This window comes from Vibrio sp. (assembly GCF_038138445.1).
GTDB lineage: Bacteria > Pseudomonadota > Gammaproteobacteria > Enterobacterales > Vibrionaceae > Vibrio.
This window is the reverse complement of the sequence record NZ_JAYQDQ010000002.1, coordinates 28,682-55,625: the sequence shown is the minus strand read 5'-3', so window position 1 is coordinate 55,625 and position 26,944 is coordinate 28,682. Positions and strand designations below refer to the sequence as shown.

Below are 26,944 nucleotides of genomic sequence, written 5' to 3'. Positions count from 1 at the left end.
CAAGTTTTACTCTGCGAAAGAGGGTAAGTGAACACTCACATAAACTTATTTTAACTTTAAAAATTTAGCTTACAAAACCTATTGTAAGCCTAGAGATACAAATCTTAATACTTAGCATTTAACGTCATTAACGATAATCACAGGACTTTTAACGCTTTTAACGAGAAATAGAATTGCCTAATTAAACAATAGAGTGTTTGCTTAATTGACCTAGTGTCTACAGGCCACTCTTATTAGTCAAATGACATTTTAAAGTCAGTAATATTGAGGTAGTTGCTAGGAAGTGCTTATCGTTGAAAACACGTGATTCTCTATGTGACATGAAAGCAAAAAGTAAGGAACAGCTATGCTTACCAATATAACGAAAACAGTACTAGCCACAGTTATCGCAGCTGCGGGGCTCAGTCCCGTAGCTGTGGCAACTGAGCGCAGTGAGCTAACCATCCATCCCAAAGAATTTTCCACATTCGTGCGTAACTTTAACCCCTATTTAGGCGCTACTCATCTACATACTACATGGGATTTCATCTATGAGCCTTTGGTTGTATTCAATGAAATGCATGCTAATAAGCCTGTTTTTCGCTTAGCGAGCAGCTACTCACTCTCAAAAGATCTTACCAATGTCACATTTGACTTACGCCAAGATGTAAATTGGTCTGACGGGCAAGCCTTTGACGCAAATGACGTGGTGTACTCCTTTGGACTAGTGAAAAATAACCCGGAGCTTGACCAAAGTGGTATCAATTCATGGGTTTCCAATGTAATAAAAATCAACGACTACCGAGTTAGATTTGAGCTTACAGAAGCTAACTCTAATGCACCTTATGAGATAGTCAAAGTTCCTATTGTGCCAGAGCACATTTGGAAAAATGTTAAAGATCCTTCCACCTTTTCAAACAAAAACCCTGTTGGATCCGGACCTTTTACAGAGATCGACACTTTTACATCCCAGCTCTATATTCAATGTCGCAATCCTAATTATTGGGACTCCAAAAACCTCGAGGTAGATTGCTTGAGGGTTCCACAGATTGCGAACAATGACCAGTTCTTAGGTAAAGTCGTCAATGGCGAACTCGACTGGACATCATCATTTATTCCAGATATCGATCGTACCTATGCGGCTTCTAACCCCAATCACCACTACTGGTATCCACCGTCGGGCACTCAAGCTTTCGTTATTAACTTCAAAAACCCTGATCCTGCCAAACGTGAGGCTCTAACCAATGTCGATTTTAGACGGGCATTTTCTATGGCCCTCGATAGACAGACCATTATAGATATTGCTTTCTATGGCGGCGGTACAGTGAATGATTTTGCTTCTGGTCTAGGTTATGCTTTTGAGTCTTGGTCAGACGAAAGCATCCATAATAAATACAAGGCCTATAACACATATAATGTTAAAGGCTCAAAAGACTTACTGGCTCAAGCCGGATTTAAAGATATCAATCAAGATGGCTTTGTTGAGACCCCTTCGGGCCAAGCATTTGAACTATTGATTCAATCCCCTAACGGTTGGACTGATTTTAACAATACAGTTCAGTTAGCCGTTGAGCAACTCGCGGAGGTTGGCATAAAAGCTAAAGCACGTACCCCAGACTTCTCCGTTTATAATCAAGCTATGCTCGAGGCAAAATACGATGTTGCCTACACCAATTATTTTCATGGTGCTGACCCTTACACCTATTGGAATAGTGCTTATAACTCAGCACTTCAATCTGGTGAAGGTATGCCCCGTTTTGCCATGCACTTTTACCAAAATGACAAACTAGATAACCTGCTCAATAGCTTTTACAAAACGGCTAATAGAAAAGAGCAACTGGATATCGCCCACGGTATACAAAAGATCATTGCCACAGATCAGGTAACGATTCCCATTTTATCTGGTGCCTACATGTATCAATATAATACCACGCGCTTTACTGGCTGGTGGAACGAAGATAATCCAAAAGGTCGCCCCAATATCTGGGCAGGTATTTCTGAGCGCCTTCTTCATGTATTAGATTTAAAGCCCATTCAATAAAACAACACCATAGCAGCGCCTCAAATTCAAGACGCTGCTTTCGTTTCTATATATAACTTGAGTTATTAGTATATGGCGCATGTCGTCAGGACAGGTTGCATCTTGAACTTTATCGATGACTCACAAAAAGCGCTTAGATAAATCGAGCAAGGAGCTAGGTAATGGGTTATTTCTTAAGGCGGTTATCATTTTACTGCGTGGCACTTTTGGTTGCTGCAACCCTAAATTTTATTATACCAAGAGCCATGCCAGGCGATCCTGTCACTATGATGTTTGCCAATGCTTCAGTGCAGGTGACCCCCGAGCGAATTGCGGCAATGAAAGAGCTTCTAGGATTTGTCGATGGCGGACTGTTTGTTCAATATATTGCCTACATGAAAAATATCCTGAGCTGGGAGCTAGGCACATCAATCCAGTTTTACCCGCTGCCTGTCAGTGAATTACTTGGTGGCGCTTTTGGCTGGTCTCTCTTTCTCGCTGGTAGTGCAGTGGTTCTCTCTTTCTCTCTAGGCTCTATTTTGGGCATCTACGCAGCTTGGAAACGCGGCAGTAAATACGATGCCTTCATTACTCCTGGCATGCTTGTCATCCAAGCTGTGCCACAGGTTGTCATCGCTATGATTGCTATGTTTGTCTTTGCGATTGGTTTGAAGTGGTTTCCCACCAGTTATGCGTATACGGCAGGAAAAACGCCTGATTGGACCAGTTGGGGTTTTATAAAAGATGTCGCCTATCACGCTGTACTTCCCCTATTTTGCGCCTCAATTGTTCAGATTGGCGGCTTCTTGGTCAATATGCGTAATAACATGATCAACTTGCTGGCAGAAGATTATATTACGATGGCCAAAGGTAAAGGCCTCAGTCAGCAGCGAGTGATATTTAACTATGCTGCTCGTAATGCACTGCTTCCAAGTGTCACTGCTTTATCTATGGCTATCGGTATGGCTATCGGTGGGCAGTTGATCATAGAAATCATTTTTAACTATCCGGGCTTAGGCTCTGTTTTATTTAACGCAATAAAAGCCCGCGACTACCAGGTGTTGCAAGGACAGCTTCTTATTATGACTTTGTTTATGCTGTTTTTTAATCTCTTGGCTGACATCTTATACGTCGCCCTTGATCCACGCCTGCGCCAAGGAGGTCATTCATGATAAAAACACTACTAAGACTTATCTGGGGAAACCGCTTAGCTCTTGTCGGTAGCTTAATTATCGGTATCTTTCTTGTCATTGCATTAGCTGCACCGCTACTAACCAAACATGCACCAAACAAACGAACTGGTAACCCACATGAATACCCTTCAATTATCGTAAAGTCAGCCCAATCTCACCCTGATGGATGGATAGCCAAAAACCTTGCGACAGATAGGCGCACCTTGATCATGTCAAAAAAAGCCGACCATATATTGGGTACAACACGCATGGGACGAGACGTATGGTCTCAATTTGTCCATGGCGCACGAGTTTCCCTAAGCGTTGGATTTGGAGCAGGTTTAAGTGTGTGCTTGTTTGCCACAGTTATTGGTATCTCGGCTGGATATTTCGGTGGTCGTATTGACGATATATTAACCGCAGCAATGAATATAATGCTGGTGATACCTCAATATCCTCTGTTATTTGTTTTAGCCGCATTTATCGGGGAGGCTGGCCCGCTCACCATTGCACTTATCATAGGCTTTACCGCCTGGGCGTGGGGTGCAAGAGTTATTCGTGCTCAAACTCTAGCATTACGTGAAAAAGAGTTTGTTAAAGCCGCAGAAGTTTTAGGCGAATCTCGATGGCGAATCATTTTCGTCGAGATCTTACCTAATCTAATCCCTATTGTTGGAGCAAGCTTCATCGGTTCTGTTATGTACGCCATTATGATGGAAGCAACGATTTCTTTTCTTGGCCTTGGCGATCCCAATACTGTCAGTTGGGGAATCATGCTTTATAACGTACAAACCTCCTCCTCTATGTTGATAGGTGCTTGGTGGGAGTTATTGGCTCCATGCGCCGCACTCATTCTTCTTGTTACTGGACTTGCTTTACTAAATTTTGCCGTAGACGAAATAGCAAACCCTCAGTTGCGATCGCATAAAGGCCTAAAACGTTGGCAGAAGTTATCCCGTCAGCAGCAAAAGCCCTTGCAAGAATTCAAACCACAAACCCCACTTTGCAGCGGAGAAAAATTACTATGACTAGTCCTCTCGTTTCTATCCGCAACCTATGTGTTGACTATATTACCGATGCAGGAGATGTAAGAGCATGCAGCAATGTCAGCTTTGATATTGCAGCGGGAGAAGTATTTGGTTTGGCCGGAGAGTCTGGATGCGGAAAATCGACCGTGGCTTTTTCACTCATGCGACTACACAAACCGCCCGCTTACATCAGCGCAGGTGAAATTCGGTTTAACGGTGACGACATACTCAAATATAGCGATGAACGTATGCAGACATTCCGCTGGAAGGAAATGTCTATGGTTTTTCAAAGTGCGATGAACGCCTTAAACCCTGTATTAACCATGGAAGAGCAATTTTGCGATGTGATTATGTGCCATACCAATATGACTCGAAATCAAGCGCGAAAAAGAGCTGAGGGACTGCTTGAGATTGTCGATATTCACCCTAGCCGCTTAAATGATTATCCCCATCAATTTTCTGGCGGTATGCGTCAGCGTCTTGTGATTGCCATTGCTCTAGCCCTGAATCCCAAAATGATCATTATGGATGAGCCAACAACGGCTTTAGATGTCGTGGTACAAAGGGAGATCTTGCAAAAGATTTACGCTTTAAAAGAAGAGTTTGGCTTTGCCATCTTATTTATCACACATGATCTTTCACTCATGGTTGAGTTTTCTGACCGTATTGGTGTTATGTATTCAGGCGAGTTAGTTGAAATTGCCCCATCACACAAGATTCTCAATGCTCCCTACCACCCTTACACTGAAGGCTTAGGCAGCTCTTTTCCTTCACTAACTGGGCCTAAAACAAAACTCACTGGAATTCCGGGTAGCCCTCTCAATCTATTAGACATCCCATCTGGCTGCAGGTTTCAAGCACGTTGTCATCAAGTTAAGGACATTTGCCGTCAAAAAAGCACAAAACTAACCCAAATAGAGCCGAAGCATTTTTCTAACTGCCACCTCTACGGTGAGCCTATCACTCAAATCAAGTGTTAGATTGAGACGATAAAGACCAATAAACAGGAGGCGATAATGAGCGATGAATATGGACAGCTACTGGTTGAAGGGAAAAACCTTATCAAAGACTTTCCGATTAATAGTAACGCATTAAAACAGCCAATGATGCGCGCGATTAATGACGTATCCTTCAAAATGTATAAGAGTCGTGGTCTTTCCGTAGTGGGAGAGTCTGGCTCTGGTAAATCAACCACCGCCAAGATGATCGCCAAAATGTATGCGCCAAACTCAGGCTCAATTCACTATAAAGGCAAAGATCTCGCCTCTTTTCGCTCCCGCTCTGAGCTAAAGAGCTATCGAAAAGGGGTACAAATGGTATGGCAAGACCCCTTTAGTTCTCTCAACCCAACACACAACATTTTTCATCATCTAGCCCGCCCTCTATTGATTCATAAAAAAGTCGCAACAAATAACAAGAAAGAATTGCAGGATCGCGTGTATGCACTGTTAGAGCAAGTTGGCTTAATTCCAGCGAAAGAAACAGCCAATAAATTCCCTCATCAACTTTCAGGAGGGCAACGACAAAGAGTGAATCTTGCGCGCAATATAGCAGTAGAAGCAGAAGTGGTATTGGCCGATGAGCCAACTTCAATGCTTGATGTGTCTATTCGAGCAGGGGTGCTAAATCTCATGGAGGAAATGAAGTTTGAGAAAAAAATGTCACTACTTTATATCACCCATGATATAGCAACAGCGCGTTATATTGCTGAAGACATTGCGGTTATGTATGTCGGTCATATGGTCGAATGGGGGGATACAGAAGAAGTTATCCACCAGCCTCAGCACCCCTATACCCAATTACTTATCTCTGCCGTACCTGATCCAAGTAAATCGATTCATACCCAATTAGACGGTAGCAAAGGAGAAATTCCCCTTTGGACGCCGAGTTCTTCAGGCTGCCCATTTGCAGCTCGATGTCCTCATTCGACTCAAAAATGCCAACAACAGCTGCCGGAGATCACACAACTATCAAGCAACCACTTTGTTCGCTGTTACTTACACCAATAATAAACATCAGCCAAATCATCACATTGAGAATATCTACCTAGAGGTTCGAATGCAGATACTGACCAACCATATTGGTTATGAAAGACTTGGTCCTAAAAAGGCCATTTTGATGCTCGATGAGGATTCTTTACTGCCAAGCTCTCAGGTGGAACTCATCAATGCAGATAACAAGCAATGTGTCGGCCATTTTCCATTAGCGCAGATTGCGCGAGTGGAAAAATGGCATCACGGATATTTCAGTCATATCGACTTTTCCGCACATCAAGTATCCGGCAGCTATTATTTGCGATTTCAGTACTGCCAATCCAAATCAATTACTATTTCAAATAAGCAGCTGTGCCAATCAACACTTTCCGATCTGATCCATTATTTCAAATCCCAACGCTGCGATGGGCTATTTGATAGGAAAGATAAACACGTTCGCTTACTCAATAGTCAAACCTATGTTGATGTGCACGGTGGCTGGTACGACGCATCTGGAGATGTAAGTAAGTACTTATCTCATCTTTCCTATGCTAACTATTTCAACCCACAGCAAACGCCCATTGTGGTATGGAATATGGTCAAAGGGATTGAAATGACTCAGCGCAGTCTGCCCGACTTTATCTATCAAAGGATGTTAGATGAAGCTTTGTTCGGGGCTGATTTTTTGCTCAGAATGCAGCACAGCAGCGGATATTTCTATACCACAGTATTTGATAAGTGGTCCAAAAATCCTCAAGAAAGAGAAATATGTTCCTACTCAACCCAGCAGGGACAAAAGTCAGACGACTACCAAGCAGGCTTTCGTCAAGGCGGCGGCCTTGCTATCGCCGCATTGGCAGCAGCAGCAAGACTCAACAAGGACAGGGACTATACGGCTGAGGAGTACCTCAAAGCGGCAGTTTTAGGCTACGCACATCTTAAAGAGCACAACCACTATTATCTAAACGACAATCAAGAAAATATTATTGATGAGTATTGCGCTCTTATTGCTAGCGTCGAGTTATACAAATCAACCCATCAAACTTGTTACTTAGAGGAAGCACGCACATGGGCAAAAAGGCTTACAAGCCGTCAGCAATCGGATGCTAATGTAAGTCACTATTGGTCAGCCAATGACGATGGCTCTCGACCTTATTTTCACGCGGCAGAAGCAGGCCTTCCTGCAATCGCACTATGCGAGTATCTCAGCATAGATAAACAAGATAATCTCAGTGAAGCCGTTTTAAAGACTCTAGTTCAATCCTGTCAATTTGAACTGTCAATCACTCACAAGGTATTCAATCCATTTGGCTATCCACGCCAATACGTTAAAGATCTGCATCATGACAAACGAGAAGCTTTCTTCATCGCGCAAGATAATGAGACAGGTTATTGGTGGCAAGGCGAGAATGCACGCTTATCATCACTGGCTGTGATGGGGTATTTCGCGCAGCCTTATATCAAGGATATCACCCTAAAAAATGGCTTAATTCAATATGCTCAAGATGCCATAGACTGGATACTAGGCCTTAACCCCTATGACATGTGTATGCTCGATGGACATGGACACAATAACCCTGATTATTTACCTCAACTTGGTTTTTTTAATGCCAAAGGAGGTATTTGTAATGGCATTACTGCGGGAGTAAGTGAGCCGCATGGCATAGCATTTAACCCCTCACCTCATAAAGATGATATGGCGCAAAATTGGCGATGGGGAGAACAATGGTTACCTCACAGCGCATGGTTCCTTCTAGCGATCATCGCGCAATCACATCATTTTAATAACAAGGAGGAGAGTTAGAATGATTCAATATTATGTCGGTATTGACGGCGGAGGAACCAGTTGCCGAGCAAGAATAAGAGATCATCAAGGAAGATTACTTGGCGAAGCAAAAGGCGGCAGCGCTAATATCCTACTCGGAGTCGATCTTGCGCTCCAGTCTGTAATTGAAACCGTATCCAAAGCAGCGCAAAGTGCAAAGCTTGATCATTCCCAATTCGCTTTCATGCACCTTGGATTAGCGCTTGCTGGCGCAGAACATAAAAGTGCATGGTTCGAGTTCATATCACAACCACACCCTTTTGCTTCTTTAGTCTTGAATACCGATGCCTACGGTGCTTGCCTTGGTGCGCATAACGGAGACAGAGGTGCCATTGTCATTGCGGGAACAGGATCATGCGGTCTTTATTTGTCTGGAACCAAACAATATGTAGTGGGAGGACACGAGTTTCCTATTTCAGATCAAGGTAGTGGCGCCATCATGGGCCTCAAGTTACTACAACAAGTTCTTCTTGCAGCAGATGACATGCGTGCAAAAACACCACTTTGTCAGCACATTTTCCAACATTTTAACCATGACATCAGTGAAATTGTTACTTGGTCTAAAACCGCTCTACCCCGAGATTATGCTCAGTTCTGTCCTCTGATATTTGATCATGCAAATCAAAACGATCGTCTTGCGATATGGCTGCTAAAAGAAACCGCACATGACATTGAAATGTTAGTTCAAGCCTTAGTTAAAAAAGGCGCTGAGAGAGTTTGTCTTATGGGCGGTATCGCAGAGCGCATTGGTGATTGGCTTACCCCAAGTACTCATCAATGGCTGGTTACACCTGAGTATGATGCACTCGAAGGTGCTTTGATGTTTGCAGGAAAGCCAGAACATAATTTATTTAAAAGAGAGGATGCATGAGCTATCAACTCCAACTGGCAGTGATTTCTGAAGAGCCCGAGCAGAGCTTGGTCAGCTTAACACTGCACAACGTCTCTGAATTCACACTCCCACGCTGGGGTTTACAGTTTATTTTCGAACGTAATATTAAGCTCGACAGCATCAATCATGGCAAAGTCAAGCAAGTAGGAAGTTTTTGTACAATCACGCCAGATATCGACAACTTAGCTACAGATAAACAGTATTACTGCGAATTTATTGTTAAGTCACCACCTATTCGCTTCTATGCTCATGGCATAAAAGAGGCCGTAGTTGTTAACCTAGACACAAACCAGAAACTGCCAGTCGCCATTGAGCCAATGATGCTTGCCAAAGCCCATGAAATAGACGCTTGCTTGACACCTCCAGAAACATCTTGCATCGGGCTTATCCCTCATCCCAACAAAATCGAATATCGAGAGGGAGAGATCACTCTGACTGACAAAGTCAATATCTCCATCCAAACTTCTATGGCAGAGAAAGCGGCCACATGGCTAGAGCAAGAAATGAATACCATGTTTGGCATTCATTTGGGAAAAAGTAACAGCGGTATACTCTTTGTGCTCAATTCTTCCCTAGAGGACGGACACTATAATTTAGAGGTGGAGACGGAGTGTATTAAATTAGAGGCTAACTCTATAAATGGTTTTACCCACGCCAGTGCTACCTTATTGCAGCTAATTAAAAGCTTAGATGGTAAATTCGTCGTTCCTAAGGTTAAGATCACCGATCATCCTCGATTTACTTATCGTGGATTGATGCTCGACTGCGCTCGTCATTTTCACTCCGTGAGTACAATCAAAAGATTGATTAATCAATTGGCGTATTACAAGTTTAACCATTTTCACTGGCATTTAACCGATGATGAAGGATGGAGAGTGGAGATCGATGCTTTTCCACAACTCACTCAAATAGGTGCAAAACGTGGCAGTCAGTACGATTTAGAGCCACAATTGAGCCATCTTACCTCAAGTCATGAAGGTTATTATAGCAAAGAGCAGATACGAGAAATCATCGCTTATGCCGCTGATCGCTCGATTATTGTGATACCAGAGATTGATATCCCTGGGCATTGTAGAGCAGCGATAAAATCTCTCCCTCATCTACTTACTGATGACGAAGACTCATCTTGCTATCTAAGTGTCCAAAACTATCACGATAACACTCTTTCCCCTGCCCTCGACGGCACTTATCTTTTCATCGACAAAGTGCTAGAAGAAATTGCGGATCTTTTTCCTTCATCTTGGATACATATGGGCGGTGACGAAGTCCCCTCTGGTGTATGGAAAAACAGTCAAGCTTGTCAGACACTCATGAAAGTCAATCACTACCAAAGCACAGATGAGCTTCAAGGTCATATTCTCCGCTATGCAGAGAACAAACTTAAATCACTTGGAAAACGTATGCTTGGCTGGGAAGAAGTCAAAAATGGGAATAAAGTTAGTTCAAATACTGTCATAGTTGCTTGGACCAGTGAGAACGCCGCCATAAATAGCGCTGAACAAGGTTTCAATGTGATTCTCCAACCAGCCCAATATACCTACTTTGATTTAGTACAAGACTACACGCCTAATGAACTCGGCTCCGATTGGGCAGGAGTACTTACTTTAGAAAAAGCTTACCGTTACCAGCCACTTGAAAAAATATCAGCACAGAGCAATATACATCAGAAGATATCAGGGCTTCAGTGCGCTCTATGGTGCGAAAACACCATAGAGCAGACCAAGGTTGATTATATGCTTTTCCCAAGGTTGACTGCATTTGCTGAAGTTTGCTGGACAGACAGCTCTAGGCGCAATTGGCAAGATTATTTATCTCGCCTAAAGCAGCATCAGCAGCTAATGGATAAGCAAAATATCCAATACCGATACCCATGGAAGACAAAAACTTAATAACGTCAGATCAAGGTAGAATTAGAATGCCAAAACACCGTGTGTTTCTACTTTGACCGAAACTGGCTGACCAATGTTTAATGGTTCCGATGAACTAGCTAATAATCGGCTACCGTTGGCATCAATGACATAACGGCAGTGGTCTCCCATGAATTGCTGCTCAAGTACCATGACGCTGCTTTGTTCAGTCGCACTAATTTGGATGTGCTGTGGGCGCAGTAACAATTCACACTTGGCATCAATATGGATATCTTGCTGCGCCTTAGCTTCGACAAGGCCAAGCTCAGTTTCAAACTCTCGTTCCGATACCCGTTTTGCGTTCAGGTAGCTGCCGCCACCTAAGAAGTCTGCAACAAATTTACTTGATGGTTGATAATATAATTCACTCGCGGTTCCATATTGCTCTATAACGCCATGATTCATCACCGCCATCTTATCAGCAAAGGCAAAAGCTTCTTCACGACTGTGAGTTACAAAGATCGCAGTCACACCCTGCTGCTTAAAGATTTTACGAATTTCACCGATCAATTCGTGGCGAACCTGAGTGTCAATGTTAGAAAAAGGCTCGTCTAACAATAGTAAGTCAGGGTTGTACGCCAAAGAACGAGCGATAGCGACACGTTGCTGTTGCCCACCTGATAACTGATGTGGGTAACGCTTCTCGTATCCTATGAGATGCACCAACGCCAACATTTCCGCAACCTTGAGCGATTTATCATGTTTGCTAAATGCTTTTAAACCAAAAGCCACATTTTCTTCCACTGTTAAATGAGGAAAAAGTGCGTAATCTTGAAATATCATGCCAATATTTCGCTGCTCTGGTGGCTGCCAGCAGCTGCCGTTATCTATTAGCTTGCCGTTGAGACGCATTGCCCCTGAGCTTAGCGGCAGTAGACCTGCGATCGCTTTTAACAAGGTTGTTTTTCCACAACCACTCGCACCAAGCAAACACACGATTTCACCTTGGTTTACATCCAAAGACAAGGACTCAAGCACGGTTGTTTGCAGATCATATTGACATGTTAAATTAGTGATAGATAGCGCGTTGCTCATCAGTGAGAGTGCTCCAGTGAACGATTAACTAATACAAGTGGAATCAATCCGACTAATACCAAAAGTACTGCGGGTAACGCTGCTAACTCAAGCTGCTCATCGGAGGCAAAGTTATACACATAAGTTGCCAAGGTTTCAAAATTAAACGGCCGAAGTAGCAGAGCGGCATTGAGCTCTTTCATTGATTCAATAAATACCAGTAGCCCCGCAATTAACGCACCTCGTCGAATCAGAGGAAAATGAACACGCCAAAGCATCTGGTTGGAATTACACCCCATAGTACGTGAGGCCATATCAAGTGAGGGAGACACTTTGTTAAGACTGCTCTCAACACTACCAATAGCCACTGCAGAAAACCTCACCGTTAAGGCAAAGATCAACGCAAACATAGAGCCTGAAAATATCAAGCCTGGCTGAGCAACATTGATCGCTTTTGCCACATCATTGACCAAATGATCCATGAAAAGAACCGGGACCATAACCCCAATAGCTAGTACAGTGCCGGGAACAGCATAGCCCAACGAAGATAAACGCATGAAGGCCAAGCTTTGGCTATTTCCGACCAAACGATGATAAAAATTCACCACGACAGCAACAAAAACGCCAATTAAGGCTGCTGAAAATGATACATACAAACTATTCAAAGCGTATTGACGAAATTCTGGGGTCCAACTTTGAGAAAAATATTGATATGCATAAACAATCAACTGCATTAAAGGAAATGCAAACGCGATAACGACCAAGCCCCAGCACCAAAATAAGGCTAACCATTTTTTCCAGCCCTGTAGCTGATATCTAAAGTCTTCACTGCTATTAAACTGGTTTTGAAACAACTTTTGTCTGCGGCGGCTATAACGCTCGGTGCTGAGCAATAAGACAACAAATATCAGCATAATTGCCGATATTTTTGCGGCAGCAGTTAGGCTCGAATAACCGAGCCAAGTGTCATACACTGCCGTGGTTAAAGTATTTACAGCAAAGTAACTGACTGTGCCAAAATCACCGATGGTTTCCATCGCAACCAAGGAGAGCCCTATGGCAATAGAGGGTCTGGCAAGTGGCAATGATATCCGGAGAAAGCTTTCCCATGGTGAACATTTGAGCAAGCGTGCCGACTGCAATAAAGAGACATTTTGCTCCATAAAGGAGGCGCGGCAGAGTAAATACACATATGGGTATAAGACCAATGCCAACACAAAAATGGCGCCCGGCAGGGTTCGAATGTCAGGAAACCAATAATCTCCTGCTTGCCACCCCATAACGTCACGAAGAAATATTTGGATTGGGCCTGCAAAATCAAGCCAGTCGGTAAAAATATATCCCACAATATAACTTGGCATAGCCAGAGGAAGGACCAATGCCCATTGTAAAACCCTTTCGCTTGGGATTTTACACATTGCCATTATCCAAGCGGAGGGTATACCAAAAACGGCAGACAGCAGCATAGTCCCAGCAGCTAAAGCGACAGTATTGAGAGTATAAGTTGGCATTACGGTCGATAAAAGATGAGAAAAGAGTTCATCTGTCTCACCAATTGACGTCATAAATATTGCCAAGATCGGCAAAACCAGTAGCAAGGCTAGCATCCCACTACTGGTTTTCCATAGGTATAATTTTTCTTTCATTGCCTAACAATCATAGATGCATATGAGTCATGCATCTCTATCACACTAAGAGTATTTTATACCCTTATATAGCAACAACCTCAAGTCGCGCCAATAACAACAGCAACTTGAGGCTAAATAATTGCAATGATCAGCAATTACAGGTCGAATTTTACTTCGTCGAGTAGTTTAATTGCAGATGAGTGATGATCAGCGATTTCGTCTAAAGAGATAGTGTCTGCCTTAAAGTCTCCCCAAGATGCGACCAGCGCCGAGCGCTTCACGCCATTTTTAACAGGATACTCATAATTGACCTCTGCATACATGCTCTGAGCTTTATCACCAGACAAAAACTCCATCAGCTTAATTGCATTGTCTTTATTTGGTGAATATTTGGCCATTGCCATACCAGAGATATTAACATGGGTACCCGTAGTCTTCTGATCAGGGAAATTAATGTAAACCGCATCAGCCCATGCTTTCTGCTCTTTATCATTATACATTTTCCCTAGATAGTAGCTGTTACCCAGAGATACATCGCAAAGACCTTCTTTGATTGCTTTTACTTGAGCACGGTCATTACCTTGGGGCTTACGCGCTAGATTAGCTTTAACGCCTTCCAGCCACTTCTTCGTTTCTGCCTCACCTTGATGGGCGATCATTGAAGAAACCAGCGAAACATTGTAAGGGTGTTTACCGCTACGAGTACAAATCTTGCCTTTAAACTCAGGCTTAGCAAGATCCTCGTAAGTAAAGTCATCACCTAGTTTGCCAACACGATCACGAGATGAATAAACGCTGCGCGTTCGCGTGGTTAACGCAAACCACTCATTATTCTCATCTTGATACTGAACTGGAATATTTTTCTCTAGTACATCACTATCAACAGACTGAACCAAGCCTTTGTCTGTCAGCTCAGAAAGACGACTGATGTCAACCGTTAGAATAACATCAGCAGGGCTATATTCGCCTTCTTGAGCCAGCTTCTCTGCTAAACCCTTTTTAGCAAACTTTACGTTTACTTTAATGCCAGTCTCTTTGGTGAACTCATTAAACATAGGCTCAACTAAGAATGGTTGACGGTATGAGTAAACATTTACTTCTTCAGCAGCCATAACGGTTGGCGCCAAAGTAGCACATACCAAAGCCGAAAGAGTCAGCACTTTTTTCATTGGTTCAGTCCTTTAATTTCGTAATGATAACGTTTATCAGTTGCGTTATTATATGTATCACGATCTAGAACACAATGATCGAAACAACAAAACCTGCCATAGCTGGCAGGTTTTTGAGTTTTTTATTTGTAACAGCTTATGACTTATTTAACGCTCACAAACTCTGGGTAGGCACCAACACCGCAATCATGCATATCCATCCCTTCTAGCTCCTCTTCTTCAGAAACGCGAATGCCAAGAGTCGCCTTAAGTACCGACCATACAATTAAACTGCTGATAAATACCCAAGAGAAAATAGTGACAGCACCAAGTAGCTGCGCGCCAACACTGGCCTCACTATTACTCAAAGGCACCACCATCAAACCAAAAAAGCCACATACTCCATGAACAGAAATAGCACCAACCGGATCATCTATTTTGAGTTTATCCAACGCTATGATGCTAAAGACGACCAAAACGCCAGAAACTGCGCCGATCGCTACCGAATAGATAGGAGACGGAGATAAAGGATCGGCAGTAATTGCAACTAAACCAGCCAAAGCTCCATTAAGCACCATGGTCAAGTCGGCTTTGCCCCAAGTCGTTTTGCATACTAAGAGCGCAGCAAATGCCCCAGCAGCGGCAGCCGCGTTGGTGTTAAGAAAAATTTTTCCTACTGCGGTGGCATTTTCGAAATCAGACACCATTAGTTGAGAGCCACCATTAAAGCCAAACCAACCAAACCACAAAATAAATGTGCCTAAGGTGGCAAGTGGCATATTTGAACCCGGAATTGGGTAGATTTCGCCATTTTTACCATACTTACCACAGCGCGCACCTAGCAGTAACACTCCAGCAAGCGCTGCCGCCGCTCCCGCCATATGCACTATCCCAGAGCCTGCAAAATCACTAAAGCCCGCTTGTGCTAAAAAGCCACCACCCCATGTCCAATATCCTTCCATTGGATAAATAAATGAGGTCAACACCGCCGATAAAATAAGAAATGACCAAAGTTTCATTCGTTCAGCAACCGCGCCAGAGACAACGGACATGGCAGTAGCAACAAATACAACCTGAAAGAAAAAGTCAGACTCTAAAGAGTGATCAGCACCAGTACTTTGCGATCCGATTAGAGCCCCGATTGATGGTAACCAGCCTCCCTCAATATTATCGACATACATAATGTTGTAGCCAACAACCAGATACGTAGTACAGGCAATCGCATAAAGACAAACATTCTTGGTTAATATCTCAGTAGTATTTTTCGAGCGCACTAAACCTGCTTCTAACATAGCGAATCCAGCCGCCATCCACATGACAAGTGCACCTGAAATCAAAAAGAAAAAAGTGTCTAGAGCGTAACGTAATTCAACAGCTGTTGATGTAAGTTCCATTTGGTATTCTCCAATCCTATCGTGCTTAGAGTGCTTCTTCGTCCATTTCACCAGTACGTATGCGTACTGCTTGGTTTAGGTCGTAAACAAATATTTTTCCATCGCCTATTTTTCCGGTATGAGCCGCTTTAGAGATAGCCTCAACAACAGGCTCAACATTGTCCGCATGGGTTGCAATTTCGAGCTTCACTTTAGGCAAAAAATCGACTTGATATTCAGCACCACGATAAAGCTCGGTGTGACCTTTTTGCCGCCCAAAGCCTTTCACCTCTGATACTGTCATTCCTTCTATACCAACATCTGCTAAAGCTTCTCGTACATCATCCAATTTAAATGGCTTTATAATCGCATTAATGATTTTCATCTTATCCTCTCGAGGCTGATATAATTACATCCATTAATCCAAGCTACATGCCAACTTATTAAGTGTTTGATATATATTGACTTGGTATTTTTTAAAGAATTAGAAACACAAAGGGCGCACCATATTGGTGCGCCCTTTTCACTACTATGAGGCAAGTTCTAAAATCAGACTGCCTCGTAGGTGTTTATAAAGCACTGCTATTACATCTACAACTTCTTGAGCCCATCCCTACACCTAGTACTAAAATTATCAAAAGCTTTATTATTAATGGGCTAGATTTAAGTCTATTACTCTATCAGCACTAGCAATTGTCTCTGGACGATGAGCAATAATGACTCTAGTGATCTTCATGTTTGAAATTGTCTTATTGATTTCTTTTTCCAGTTTCACATCCAAATGACTCGTCGCTTCATCCAAAAACATCATCACAGGACGTTTATAAAGCGCACGAGCTAGCACTAAACGCTGTTTCTGACCACCACTTAGTGCTGATCCCATTTCGCCTACTAGAGTATTGTAACCCATTGGCATATTGTTAATATCCTGATGTAGTCCAGCAAAATCAGCACATTGCTTAACAAATTCCATATCTGGTTCTTCAGAAAAGAAATGAATATTTTCAGCTAATGTCCCCATAAATAGTTGCTCATCTTGCATAACAGTAGCTATTTGAGATCGTAGATTGTTGATATCGTAATCAATGATATTTTTCCCATCGATCAGGACCTCACCTTTTTGAGGTGAGAGTAACCCTATCATTAGTTTCAATAATGTCGTTTTTCCAACACCACTAGGTCCAATAATTGCCACGGATTCACCCGCATTGATATTAAGTGAGAGACTACGAAAAACGGGGTCAGAGAAATCAGAATGCTGAAATTGAATATTTTTAAGTTCGATGTTTCCGGTAATGCTTGATAACGAAGTGTTTGAGCAAAATGTTTTATCTTTACTCATCATCTCTTTTTCACTCAACAGTACTTCCGAAATACGTTCTAAATGAACACTGATCATTCGATATTCAAACATAAAATCAATCAAGCTAGTAACGTGTGTAACAAACATCTCTCGATACGACACAAAAGCCATAAACATACCGAGTGTGAATTGCCCTTTAATTACCAGTGAAGCGCCGACATATAGGATGATTAAACGTTCAGCTCCAAAAATGAACTCATTAGCCTTAGCTTGCCAAAAATCTAATCGCTCATTTTTTATCTCTAAATTGATACTTTTTATCGCCAGATTTTGCCACAAACCTTGTCTCTGGACTTCTTTGCCATAAAGCTTGATTGCCTGCATAGAACGCAGGGTTTCCATCAAATTCGATTCTTTCTTAGCTTCTGCGATAAGGCTTTCCATCGCTAACTGACGTTGAGCAGGATAAAAAAAACGGCGTACCACTACATATGACAATAAAGCGGTAGCGATCACAGCGAATAGCATAGGAGAATATATTAGCAATACCACGCTAGTCACAATGCCAAACAAGGCGTTTAACATCTGTTCAGGAATAGTAAATGCCAACAAAGTCTGAACAGGAGTAAGAGACTCAATTTTCGAGAGAATATCGCCAAGATGACGATTTTCAAAAAAGCTCATTGGTAAACGAAGCAGATGATTGAGCATGTTGGCCTGCATCTGAAAACTAAGTTGGTGGCCGAACCGCTGAGTAACAAAGTCTCTTAACCATCCTGTAAATAGCTCCAACAGCACGATTAGCGCCAGCCCCATAATTACCACGTTAAGCATATGTAAATCATTACTAGCTATGATGTTATCTGTTATTATCTGCATCCCAAACGGGGATATTAACCCTAGTAATTGCAGAATTAAGGCTAAACCAATCAAGCTAACAACAAACCCTCGGGCACCAACCATGCTTTTCCAAAAATCACCTAATTGGATGGTTTGTTTGATTTTAGGGGCTTTAAAAGAGTGTGTAGGAGTGAGCTCTAAAGCCACGCCAGTAAAGCGCTCACTAACTTGTGACATACTCATTGTGACTCTCCCGCAGGCAGGGTCAAGAATAGTAATTCTGTCTTTGCCTACTTTTTCAAGAACGACAAAATGTGTCATTTCCCAATGAAGGATGCAGGGAGTTTGTAATTGGGAAAGCTCATCCAACTCAACCTTTACCCCACGCCCTGCCATACCTACATGCTCGGCCATAGATAAAATATCTGCCATAGTGCAGCCTTTTATCGACAAACTAAATTTCTGCCTCAAACTGACGATATCTGTATCGCCATGGTAGTAATTTAACATCATGCCCAAACAAGCTAGACCACATTCAGCCGCTTCCGCTTGTAACAGAGGTTGAATGCGCTTTTTCGAGGTAAATTCTATGTTTTCATTGGTCATTTTTTGTTACTCAATAAAGGCTCAAGCAGCCAATTCCATATGGTTTGGCGGTCAAGAATGATATCAGCTGAAAAAGTCATGCCGGGTTTTAGCAGTACATCCTTACCGTGTAATTGAGGACGAGCCTCTGGAAGTTCAGCAGTCACTCGGTAGACTGGCGATTCAGTCACTACCAGAGCATTTAAATCTTGGGGAAGCAGGACATGGTTCGACACTTTAGTTATGGTCGACATTTGAAAACCAAATCTTTGGTAGGGAAAAGCATCCAATTTAATTTTTGCCATTTGGTTAACTCGAATAAAACCAATGGATTCAGAAGGAACAAGTAGAACAGCCTCTAATTGACTCTCTTTAGGAAGCAAATGTACAAGCGGCTCATGTTCGCTTATCTGCTCACCTAACTTATGATGTATTCGAGTCACAGTTCCAGACCGTGTCGCCACTACCCAGTATCGTTGTAGACTTTCATACTCGATTTTCTCATGCTTGAGGCGACTTCTCTCAACTTTGAGCTCTTGATTTCGCTGTTGATATTCAATAGGTAAACTGGCTGCTTGCATCTCTAAAGATTGCTTTCTAGAAGCCAATTCAGACTCGTTGAGCAACAAGCGGTTAATGTTGCCTTGAAAATCAAGTAACTGAGATTCTTGCTGCTCTACATCTGATCTTGCCACTAAGTTTTTCGACAGCAGTTCACTCATATTATTGAGCTTGTGCTTAGCAATAGTGAGTTGCTTTTCTGCTACTTTTTTTGCCTTCGATAACCGAGTGAGTTGCTCACTAACGGCAACTGATTCAACTTGTAATTGTTGCTGCTTTTCATGAAACTCTTTCTCAGAGAGCTTCAGTAAAGATTCAATAGAGTCAAGGATTGTATTGAGTTCAACTAGCCGCCCTTGATGCAGCTCATTATCATGGTTTAAAGCATGCTCGTTAACAACTTCCAACAATGGCGTGCCCTTTTCTACCCATTGCTGCTCTTCAACTAGAATTTGTTGAATTTGGCCTTGAAGTGGTGTTGTGTAACGCATGATCCCCGAAGATGGCTCTAAGTAACCATGAACTTTTGCCTTTTTACTTACTTTTCCAAAAGCAATAAAAAAAACCATAATAATAAAAACAACAAATAAACAAAAATAAAGCATTTTATAAGCTCTTGGATGCTTAAGAAAAACACCACCAATATTGGTGTTTTTTTGATAATCAAGAGCTTCTTTTCTAAAAAGCATAACAGTACACACTATCTATTTCTTATCAATATAATTAATAAGAAACAAGTTAAAAACAACAAAATAATCGTTATAAATAAAAACAAATAATAAAAAAAATCAATGGAGGAATTTGAAATAAAATAGTAGATTATTAATTAATAGTAAAAACACTTTGAATTAAAAATTAAACAACATAAAAATAATAGGTTTAACAAAAAGTAATAACAATAGTTTATAAGTTAACGGTAAAAATAAAAAACTTTAATTTCTAAAATTTATTTTAATGAACTAGTATCGATTACGGATTTAAACATAATCCTATATTGATTTAGTTAGGAATTAAAAATGAAAGATTTAAATTTGGATATACTATCTACAGTCTCTGGTGCTGGTGGTAATGACAATCAAAAATCCAAGTCATCGCCGTTTTCAAAGGCCATAGGAGCTTTTTCAAGTTCAAAAAACATTAAAAGTAACAACACTCAGCAGCAGCCTAAAAAAGTAGGAGTACATATGAAGTCAAAATATCACACTCCGACTGAAATAAAAGCTATGCGTGATGGTAATTTTTACACTTACTAATTAAATAGTAAATTAATCATTAGATATAACACTTTCCATTTAGTGTTAATATTAATTTAAAATGTTTAACATGGTGATATAATATGAAAGATTTAAATTTGGATATACTATCTACAGTTTCTGGTGCTGGTGGAAATAAACCTGTCTCTTTGATTGAGAAAAAGAAAAGTGAAATTAGATTTAATGAGGCTAGAAATAGAATTAAAGGAAGACTTGAAAGTAATATGTCAACCAATAAGAATACAAAAAACACTCAAAGCAACGGAAAAAATCCAACTAACAACTGGAAAAAGTACTAATTTAACAGTATTAAAAAACTAAAGAAAATATGAAATTCTTCTTTCCTTTCCCTAGCTCTTAGAGCTAGGGGTTTAATGATTATTTATTAAGTTAATTACCTTATTAACACTATTGAAATTATAGTGAAAAATTTAATTTGAAATAATAAAAATGGTATCATAATATGAAAAGTTTAAAATTAGACATCCTATCTGAAGTTTCTGGCGGAAGTTCAGGTTACAAGCCTTCTTATACAGAAAAGCCATTAGGAAAGTTTAAAAATGGCAGTTTTTCCGTAGGTAAAAAAGAAGCTAAAAACGCGATGGACTATCAATTTGGAAAAGAAGTAAAAAAATCAGCAGGAAATAGCTCTTTTAATATGAAAAAAGAAGCAGGAAAATATACAAGCATGTCCAAAATGATAAACGGAATGAAATAATAATAAAATAAAAAGGGCCCACTACAATGGGTCCTTTTTTAAGTGTTAAAAGTGAAAACAAATATGCTTATTTTTGCTGCAAAAACGCTTTCCACTGCTCAAATACAGACACAAAGTCATCCAGTCCACAAGATGCTTTGCTTTCACTGTTGTAATAATCGAATTCACTACCTTCCGGTATAGATTCTCCATGGCTCAATACATTTTCTTCTACTGTTACTTCATCACCCTGAATAGTGAGTGAGATTTCACATCCTGAGTAGTTATGCTCTATCAGCGGAGAGTGCTTTACAGCCTCTAACAGTGCTTCTACTTGCTGTATTTTTTGCTTGTCTTTACCAATTTCTTCTTCAAGCCAGCGGCCGAGAACTTCGTGGCCCATGCTTGGCTTCACATAGTATTCGCCCATTAGGGTATTGCGAATAAATTCAAATTCCATCATTACTGCCGTGTGCAAAAAGGAAGGCAAAGTATATAGATACCGTTCAAAAAGCACAAAAAAAAGCGCCTGTTGCTACCAGGCGCTCATATTCTCAATGCTATTCTTGATTCACACTGGCTCTTGGAAAATCACGGTATCGGCTTTCTTGGTGTATTCTTCCATCTTGTGGAAGTTTAGATAGCGATACGTATCAGCGGCTGTGGAGTCAATTTGCTTAGCATACTCTAAGTATTCATCCTTAGTTGGGATTTTACCGAGAATAGCGCCAACAGCGGCCAATTCAGCAGAGGATAGAAATACATTCGCTCCATTACCAAGACGGTTAGGGAAGTTACGCGTAGACGTCGACATCACTGTCGCTTTGTCTGCAACTCGAGCTTGGTTACCCATACACAAGGAACACCCTGGAGTCTCGATACGAACACCAGCTCGGCCATAGATTCCGTAGTATCCTTCTGCAGTGAGCTGATCTCTGTCCATTTTAGTTGGCGGAGCAACCCAAAGACGAGTATCCAGCTGTCCACCGTATTGCTCAAGCAATTTACCTGCTGCTCGGAAGTGTCCAATGTTAGTCATACAAGAGCCAATAAAGACTTCATCAATTTGTGTGCCTTGAACATCAGATAGCAAGCGAGCATCGTCTGGATCATTTGGAGCACAGAGGATCGGTTCTGTGATTTCAGCAAGATCAATATCAATCACATGGGCATATTCTGCATCGGCATCCGCTTCCATTAATTCAGGATTTGCAAGCCACTCTTCCATTGCTGCGATACGACGCTCTATAGTACGACGATCGCCATAGCCCTCAGAAATCATCCACTTGAGCATAACAATGTTGGAATTGAGATACTCTTCGATCGAAGCTTGAGAAAGCTTAACGGTACAGCCTGCAGCTGAGCGCTCCGCTGATGCGTCAGACAGTTCAAATGCTTGTTCAACGGTTAGGTGCTCAACCCCTTCGATTTCCAGCACACGACCAGAAAACTCATTAATCTTACCTGCTTTCTCAACCGTTAGGAGGCCTTGCTTAATACCGTAATACGGAATGGCATGAACAAGATCTCTAAGTGTAATGCCCGGCTGCATTTTACCTTTGAAACGAACCAAAATCGATTCAGGCATATCCAGGGGCATCACGCCCGTTGCAGCGGCGAAGGCTACCAAGCCTGAACCTGCTGGGAAAGAGATTCCAAGCGGGAAACGGGTATGAGAATCACCACCAGTTCCTACTGTATCGGGAAGAAGCATTCTATTAAGCCAAGAGTGAATCACGCCATCACCAGGACGAAGAGACACCCCACCACGATTCATAATAAAATCAGGCAGTGTATGATGAGTATTAACGTCAACTGGCTTTGGATACGCTGAAGTATGACAGAAAGACTGCATCACCAAATCAGCAGAGAAGCCCAAACACGCCAAGTCTTTCAATTCATCGCGCGTCATTGGACCTGTGGTGTCTTGAGAGCCGACTGTAGTCATCTTAGGCTCACAGTAAGTGCCAGGGCGAATTCCTTCAACACCACACGCTTTACCAACCATCTTTTGAGCCAAAGAATAGCCTTTACCTGAATCAGCAACAGCGCCTGGCTTGCGGAAAATATCAGATGACTCAAGACCGAGAGATTGACGGGCTTTATCTGTCAAACCTCGCCCAATAATGAGCGGGATTCGGCCACCAGCACGAACTTCATCGATCAAAACATCGGTTTTCAAGCCAAACTCAGCAAGAGTCTCACCCGTTGCATGGTTACAAACTTTACCTTCATAAGGGTAAACGTCAATCACGTCTCCCATGTTGAGCTTGGATACATCAACTTCAATTGGCAAAGCACCCGCATCTTCCATGGTATTGAAGAAGATAGGTGCAATTTTCCCACCCAGAACATAACCACCAGCACGTTTATTTGGCACATTGGGAATGTCATCACCCATAAACCAAAGTACTGAGTTAGTTGCTGATTTACGTGACGAGCCTGTTCCGACCACATCGCCTACGTAGACAAGCTGATGACCTTTTTTCTTCAGGTCTTCTATCTGAGCGATAGGGCCGATACTGCCTTGCTGATCTGGAGTAATGCCATCGCGCTCGTTTTTCAGCATAGCAAGAGCGTGAACTGGAATATCCGGACGAGACCATGCATCAGGAGCGGGAGACAGGTCATCGGTATTGGTTTCACCCGTTACCTTAAACACGGTTAAGGTGATTTTTTTCTCAAGCTCTGGTTTGGATAAAAACCATTCGGCATCAGCCCAAGACTGCATGACTTTTTGAGCATGAGTATTGCCTGCTTTAGCTTTCTCTTCTACATCGTAGAAAGCATCAAACATCAGCAAAGTATGAGACAAAGCTTTCATCGCTATTGGAGCCAAAGCATCATCATCAAGAAGGTCGACAAGGGGCGCGATATTATACCCACCTTGCATAGTTCCAAGCAGCTGCGCTGCTTTTTCACGGCTGACTAACGGAGATGCCACTTCACCTTTAGTCACTGCGGTTAAGAAACCGGCTTTAACATAAGCTGCTTCATCAACACCAGGAGGAATACGATTCTCTAGAAGGTCAAGAAGTACGGCTTCTTCACCTTTAGGCGGATTTTTAAGAAGTTCGACAAGACCAGCAACTTGTTCAGCATCTAGTGGTTTTGGAACAACTCCTTCAGCAGCACGCTCTGCGACGTGTTTACGATAGGCTTCAAGCACGACTTTTTCCTCTCATTGCGGTTTCTTCGTTATTATTACTATTATTCAAAATTAACGAAGTAAACATCCTTGGAAACTTGGTTCTCGATAATTATGTTCTTAGCTTAGAACTTATATCAAAAAGACCAAACTTTGGGCGCTAGGATAGCAAATTTAACGATCAATTAAAATCTCATCATCTTGACCAACATAGCAAGTTATAACTAAAGTCCCATGATTTTCTTTACTTTGTTTCCCAGTTCGCTCACCCTGTCCATTAATAATTCATATTACTTATTATGGGATAATTATTTAAAACTGGTTCCAATAATAAGATAGAAAGAGTCATAATTTTGTTCTGTCCTTCCATAACCAACCATAATTGGCCCGACAGGAGAATCCACTCCTAAGAATACAGACCCAGCACCATAGAGAGGCGCTTTATCAGCACTAATGCTGGGATCTGACCAAACTCCTCCATATTCCAATGAGCCTCCAAGATAGAAAGGTGATGAAAATAAGCCAAAGTCATTATCAAACCAGCGATAACGATAAACTAAACTGCCAAAGATTTTATTCTGCCCAATAAGACTGTTACGAGGGATACCAGATAAGTTTAAAAAACCGCCCAGTTCTTTAGGGTTAATAATGAGCGTAGAATTTTTACTCTCCACCACTCCAACATCTACATTGGCAACTACGGTATGACGGAAAAAGCTATGTGCATAGATTGCTTTAGCCCCATATTCGAAAGCCGTATCTTCATTATGCCCCTCGAAAACACTACCTGTAACACCAACGCTATCATCATGTGATACCAAATAATCTAAGTCCAAATACCAGCCCTTACTAGGTAAACTATAGTTATCTAAGGTATCAATTCGATAGTTAATAAAGCCACCAACACGCTTATATGACGAATTGCCCAGAGAAGGAAGGGAAGTGAGCTCTCCAGTACCATCTGTGTATCGAACCCCAAACTTGACCCGACTCCACAGCGCATTTTGATAACCAAGTGCCCATTCCGCTCCCCATTCATTGAAGGACACAGGAATATAATCTCGACTCGCACTTAATGAAGTATCTGTCATTCCTCCGCTAGGAATATTGACTTTTTCACTACTATACGAGCCAATAACTGTAGTAAAGAGATCTGTGTTAAAAAGGTGCGGACTATACAACTCTCCCAAAACAAGTTTGTCCGAGCCCATCTCTACATTGAGCCTAAATTCAGCCCCCTGAGAATTTAAATCCGTAAAGTTAGTTGATACACCAATAGAGTATTGACTGTCTGTTTCAAAATCATCTTCTAGAAAAAATCGAAAGTTGACATAATTTGGCCCCCAAGACTTTTCTCTAATATTGAGCACTAAGGTATTTTGATTATCAATTTCTTCATATCGATAGGTGATAAGTTCAAACCGGTCTAGCGCATAAAGGCTCTGGACACTTGCTTCAATCTCAGCCGTTGAATAGCGTTGGTCAGGCTCAAGTTTGAGGTATGTTTTTAGCGTTTCTTCGCTATAGTGACTGTGATTATGAATAACGATCTGTTGAATTGTTATTTCATCACCGTAACGAAGCTTGCGCCGAGCATCTTCTTTATGATCAATGTAATCTTGATATTCGGATGATGACACACTGTATCGCTTAAGCTGTGCTTTATTGGCAATTGCAGCTTGATAGCCTTTTTGAAAAGCAAACGGCATTTTGTCAAATTCCGTCGTTTCCATATCGCCCACTTTGGGTTGAAGGAAAACGTCTTTGTCTGTCAATGTCTTGGCTTGACGATTTGTAGTACTTCGGACTAAATAATTTGACAGTTGGTCAGCGACTGTGAATAAAGTGGTAAACTCCTCTTCTTCTCTGTAGTCAGTACTTATATCAACAGCAATAACAATATCAGCACCTAGGGCTCTTGCCACATCAACTGGCATATTGTTAGTAACACCACCATCAACTAACAGTTGGCCATTAAGCTCATAAGGAGGTAAAGCGCCAGGAACCGACATACTCGCCATCATGGCGTCAACTAAATATCCATTACCAATCACTACAGGTTTTAGCTCTATAATGTCAGTGGCAACTGAGCGATAAGGAATTGCTAGATCATCAAATGAAGTAAAGGGAGGCAGATTACCAGAGGTCTCACGTAAGATCTTGAGCATCCCTTGACCTTGTACAATACCACGCGCTGCATGGATCTCTCCCCAACGAAGGCCCAAATCGGTCGTCAGTTGGTATCTGTCCTCATAGTCTTTGTCTCGCACGCGGCGTTCACTACGATCAACTCTGTCACGATAGCCGCTGTTCCAATCAACAGTAGTAATAAAACTTTCTATTTCATCGGCGCTCATACCTGTTGAATACAAACCGCCAACATAGGCTCCCATACTGGTTCCAGTGATGTAGTCCACCGGAATCCTGAGCTCTTCTAGCGCTTTTAACACACCAATGTGCGCTGCACCTTTTGCTCCTCCGCCAGCAAGTACTACTGCGATCTTAGGCCGCTCTACTTCTTTCGGCTGTTCTGGTTCTTCTGCTGACATCGCGTTTTGAAGCCCAGCCATATAGACAAGTAAAAAGCACAATAACTTC

The 26,944-nt window shown here is 41.9% G+C and carries 21 protein-coding genes; 11 read left to right on the top strand and 10 right to left on the bottom strand.

Annotated elements, in window-relative coordinates:
• Nucleotides 1-346 precede the first annotated feature (346 nt).
• The 8 genes from AAFM34_RS01075 to AAFM34_RS01040 all read left to right on the top strand — a co-directional run bounded on the left by AAFM34_RS01075 (nucleotide 347) and on the right by AAFM34_RS01040 (nucleotide 10,778).
• Entirely contained in the window at nucleotides 347-2,020 is a 1,674-nt protein-coding gene (locus AAFM34_RS01075) for an ABC transporter substrate-binding protein (protein WP_341659079.1), read from the top strand.
• Between the two features lie 161 nt (nucleotides 2,021-2,181).
• Nucleotides 2,182-3,171 (top strand): ABC transporter permease, encoded by a 990-nt coding sequence (locus tag AAFM34_RS01070; RefSeq protein ID WP_341659077.1) that lies wholly within the window; start codon nucleotides 2,182-2,184, stop codon nucleotides 3,169-3,171.
• A complete protein-coding gene (locus AAFM34_RS01065; protein WP_371833240.1) occupies nucleotides 3,168-4,199 on the top strand; it encodes an ABC transporter permease in 1,032 nt (343 codons plus the stop codon). Before AAFM34_RS01070 ends, AAFM34_RS01065 begins: the two co-directional genes overlap by 4 nt.
• Complete coding sequence (locus AAFM34_RS01060; RefSeq protein ID WP_341659075.1) at nucleotides 4,196-5,179, top strand: ABC transporter ATP-binding protein; 984 nt, start codon at nucleotides 4,196-4,198, stop codon at nucleotides 5,177-5,179. The genes AAFM34_RS01065 and AAFM34_RS01060 overlap by 4 nt, the downstream gene beginning before the upstream one ends.
• Before the next feature lie 36 nt (nucleotides 5,180-5,215).
• Complete coding sequence (locus tag AAFM34_RS01055; RefSeq protein ID WP_341659073.1) at nucleotides 5,216-6,208, top strand: ABC transporter ATP-binding protein; 993 nt, start codon at nucleotides 5,216-5,218, stop codon at nucleotides 6,206-6,208.
• Between the two features lie 49 nt (nucleotides 6,209-6,257).
• The gene (locus AAFM34_RS01050) at nucleotides 6,258-7,976 is read left to right on the top strand and encodes a glycoside hydrolase family 9 protein (protein WP_341659071.1); all 1,719 of its coding nucleotides are present in this window, start codon (nucleotides 6,258-6,260) and stop codon (nucleotides 7,974-7,976) included.
• A 1-nt stretch (nucleotide 7,977) separates the two neighbouring features.
• A complete protein-coding gene (locus AAFM34_RS01045) occupies nucleotides 7,978-8,868 on the top strand; it encodes an N-acetylglucosamine kinase (protein ID WP_341659069.1) in 891 nt (296 codons plus the stop codon).
• Nucleotides 8,865-10,778 (top strand): beta-N-acetylhexosaminidase, encoded by a 1,914-nt coding sequence (locus AAFM34_RS01040; RefSeq protein WP_341659067.1) that lies wholly within the window; start codon nucleotides 8,865-8,867, stop codon nucleotides 10,776-10,778. Before AAFM34_RS01045 ends, AAFM34_RS01040 begins: the two co-directional genes overlap by 4 nt.
• A 21-nt stretch (nucleotides 10,779-10,799) precedes the next feature.
• On the opposite strand, the gene AAFM34_RS01035 is transcribed toward AAFM34_RS01040, so the two are convergent.
• The 7 genes from AAFM34_RS01035 to AAFM34_RS01005 all read right to left on the bottom strand — a co-directional run bounded on the left by AAFM34_RS01035 (nucleotide 10,800) and on the right by AAFM34_RS01005 (nucleotide 19,937).
• Entirely contained in the window at nucleotides 10,800-11,831 is a 1,032-nt protein-coding gene (locus tag AAFM34_RS01035; RefSeq protein ID WP_341659065.1) for an ABC transporter ATP-binding protein, read from the bottom strand.
• Nucleotides 11,831-13,456 (bottom strand): iron ABC transporter permease, encoded by a 1,626-nt coding sequence (locus AAFM34_RS01030; protein ID WP_341659063.1) that lies wholly within the window; start codon nucleotides 13,454-13,456, stop codon nucleotides 11,831-11,833. The genes AAFM34_RS01035 and AAFM34_RS01030 overlap by 1 nt, the downstream gene beginning before the upstream one ends.
• Nucleotides 13,457-13,593: 137 nt before the next feature.
• Nucleotides 13,594-14,607, bottom strand: a complete 1,014-nt coding sequence (locus AAFM34_RS01025; protein WP_341659061.1) for a Fe(3+) ABC transporter substrate-binding protein — start codon at nucleotides 14,605-14,607, stop codon at nucleotides 13,594-13,596.
• Nucleotides 14,608-14,750: 143 nt separating this feature from the next.
• The gene (locus AAFM34_RS01020; protein ID WP_341659059.1) at nucleotides 14,751-15,980 is read right to left on the bottom strand and encodes an ammonium transporter; all 1,230 of its coding nucleotides are present in this window, start codon (nucleotides 15,978-15,980) and stop codon (nucleotides 14,751-14,753) included.
• A gap of 25 nt (nucleotides 15,981-16,005) precedes the next feature.
• Nucleotides 16,006-16,344 carry a P-II family nitrogen regulator gene (gene glnK, locus AAFM34_RS01015; protein ID WP_341659057.1) on the bottom strand — a complete coding sequence of 113 codons (339 nt, stop codon included), beginning with the start codon at nucleotides 16,342-16,344 and terminating at the stop codon, nucleotides 16,006-16,008.
• 264 nt (nucleotides 16,345-16,608) lie between these two features.
• The gene (locus tag AAFM34_RS01010; protein ID WP_341659055.1) at nucleotides 16,609-18,708 is read right to left on the bottom strand and encodes a peptidase domain-containing ABC transporter; all 2,100 of its coding nucleotides are present in this window, start codon (nucleotides 18,706-18,708) and stop codon (nucleotides 16,609-16,611) included.
• Entirely contained in the window at nucleotides 18,705-19,937 is a 1,233-nt protein-coding gene (locus tag AAFM34_RS01005) for an HlyD family efflux transporter periplasmic adaptor subunit (RefSeq protein WP_341659053.1), read from the bottom strand. The genes AAFM34_RS01010 and AAFM34_RS01005 overlap by 4 nt, the downstream gene beginning before the upstream one ends.
• 327 nt (nucleotides 19,938-20,264) lie before the next feature.
• On the opposite strand from AAFM34_RS01005, the gene AAFM34_RS01000 reads away from it, so the two are divergent.
• The 3 genes from AAFM34_RS01000 to AAFM34_RS00990 all read left to right on the top strand — a co-directional run bounded on the left by AAFM34_RS01000 (nucleotide 20,265) and on the right by AAFM34_RS00990 (nucleotide 21,219).
• The gene (locus AAFM34_RS01000) at nucleotides 20,265-20,501 is read left to right on the top strand and encodes a hypothetical protein (protein WP_341659051.1); all 237 of its coding nucleotides are present in this window, start codon (nucleotides 20,265-20,267) and stop codon (nucleotides 20,499-20,501) included.
• Nucleotides 20,502-20,584: 83 nt separating this feature from the next.
• Nucleotides 20,585-20,800: a hypothetical protein gene (locus AAFM34_RS00995; RefSeq protein ID WP_341659049.1), complete on the top strand. Its 216-nt coding sequence runs from the start codon at nucleotides 20,585-20,587 to the stop codon at nucleotides 20,798-20,800.
• Between the two features lie 164 nt (nucleotides 20,801-20,964).
• Nucleotides 20,965-21,219, top strand: coding sequence for a hypothetical protein (locus tag AAFM34_RS00990; RefSeq protein ID WP_341659048.1), 255 nt, complete (start codon nucleotides 20,965-20,967; stop codon nucleotides 21,217-21,219).
• Between the two features lie 67 nt (nucleotides 21,220-21,286).
• Here AAFM34_RS00990 and AAFM34_RS00985 read toward each other — a convergent pair whose 3' ends face one another.
• From AAFM34_RS00985 to AAFM34_RS00975, 3 genes are all read right to left on the bottom strand, one after another.
• Complete coding sequence (locus AAFM34_RS00985; protein ID WP_341659262.1) at nucleotides 21,287-21,658, bottom strand: YacL family protein; 372 nt, start codon at nucleotides 21,656-21,658, stop codon at nucleotides 21,287-21,289.
• Between the two features lie 111 nt (nucleotides 21,659-21,769).
• Nucleotides 21,770-24,367, bottom strand: a complete 2,598-nt coding sequence (acnB, locus tag AAFM34_RS00980) for a bifunctional aconitate hydratase 2/2-methylisocitrate dehydratase (protein WP_341659045.1) — start codon at nucleotides 24,365-24,367, stop codon at nucleotides 21,770-21,772.
• Nucleotides 24,368-24,654: 287 nt separating this feature from the next.
• Nucleotides 24,655-26,916, bottom strand: a complete 2,262-nt coding sequence (locus tag AAFM34_RS00975; RefSeq protein WP_371833242.1) for a patatin-like phospholipase family protein — start codon at nucleotides 26,914-26,916, stop codon at nucleotides 24,655-24,657.
• Nucleotides 26,917-26,944 lie beyond the last annotated feature (28 nt).

Coding starts and splice junctions, on each gene's coding strand:
- AAFM34_RS01070 (WP_341659077.1), top strand. CDS start 2,182: ATGGGTTATTTCTTAAGGCGGTTATCATTTTACTGCGTGGCACTTTTG.
- AAFM34_RS01040 (WP_341659067.1), top strand. CDS start 8,865: ATGAGCTATCAACTCCAACTGGCAGTGATTTCTGAAGAGCCCGAGCAG.
- AAFM34_RS01020 (WP_341659059.1), bottom strand. CDS start 15,980: ATGGAACTTACATCAACAGCTGTTGAATTACGTTACGCTCTAGACACT.
- AAFM34_RS00990 (WP_341659048.1), top strand. CDS start 20,965: ATGAAAAGTTTAAAATTAGACATCCTATCTGAAGTTTCTGGCGGAAGT.
- AAFM34_RS01010 (WP_341659055.1), bottom strand. CDS start 18,708: ATGACCAATGAAAACATAGAATTTACCTCGAAAAAGCGCATTCAACCT.
- glnK (WP_341659057.1), bottom strand. CDS start 16,344: ATGAAAATCATTAATGCGATTATAAAGCCATTTAAATTGGATGATGTA.
- AAFM34_RS01035 (WP_341659065.1), bottom strand. CDS start 11,831: ATGAGCAACGCGCTATCTATCACTAATTTAACATGTCAATATGATCTG.
- AAFM34_RS01060 (WP_341659075.1), top strand. CDS start 4,196: ATGACTAGTCCTCTCGTTTCTATCCGCAACCTATGTGTTGACTATATT.
- AAFM34_RS01005 (WP_341659053.1), bottom strand. CDS start 19,937: ATGCTTTTTAGAAAAGAAGCTCTTGATTATCAAAAAAACACCAATATT.
- AAFM34_RS01065 (WP_371833240.1), top strand. CDS start 3,168: ATGATAAAAACACTACTAAGACTTATCTGGGGAAACCGCTTAGCTCTT.
- AAFM34_RS00985 (WP_341659262.1), bottom strand. CDS start 21,658: ATGGAATTTGAATTTATTCGCAATACCCTAATGGGCGAATACTATGTG.
- AAFM34_RS01045 (WP_341659069.1), top strand. CDS start 7,978: ATGATTCAATATTATGTCGGTATTGACGGCGGAGGAACCAGTTGCCGA.
- AAFM34_RS01050 (WP_341659071.1), top strand. CDS start 6,258: ATGCAGATACTGACCAACCATATTGGTTATGAAAGACTTGGTCCTAAA.
- AAFM34_RS01075 (WP_341659079.1), top strand. CDS start 347: ATGCTTACCAATATAACGAAAACAGTACTAGCCACAGTTATCGCAGCT.
- AAFM34_RS01000 (WP_341659051.1), top strand. CDS start 20,265: ATGAAAGATTTAAATTTGGATATACTATCTACAGTCTCTGGTGCTGGT.
- AAFM34_RS01030 (WP_341659063.1), bottom strand. CDS start 13,456: ATGAAAGAAAAATTATACCTATGGAAAACCAGTAGTGGGATGCTAGCC.
- AAFM34_RS01025 (WP_341659061.1), bottom strand. CDS start 14,607: ATGAAAAAAGTGCTGACTCTTTCGGCTTTGGTATGTGCTACTTTGGCG.
- AAFM34_RS01055 (WP_341659073.1), top strand. CDS start 5,216: ATGAGCGATGAATATGGACAGCTACTGGTTGAAGGGAAAAACCTTATC.
- AAFM34_RS00975 (WP_371833242.1), bottom strand. CDS start 26,916: ATGGCTGGGCTTCAAAACGCGATGTCAGCAGAAGAACCAGAACAGCCG.
- AAFM34_RS00995 (WP_341659049.1), top strand. CDS start 20,585: ATGAAAGATTTAAATTTGGATATACTATCTACAGTTTCTGGTGCTGGT.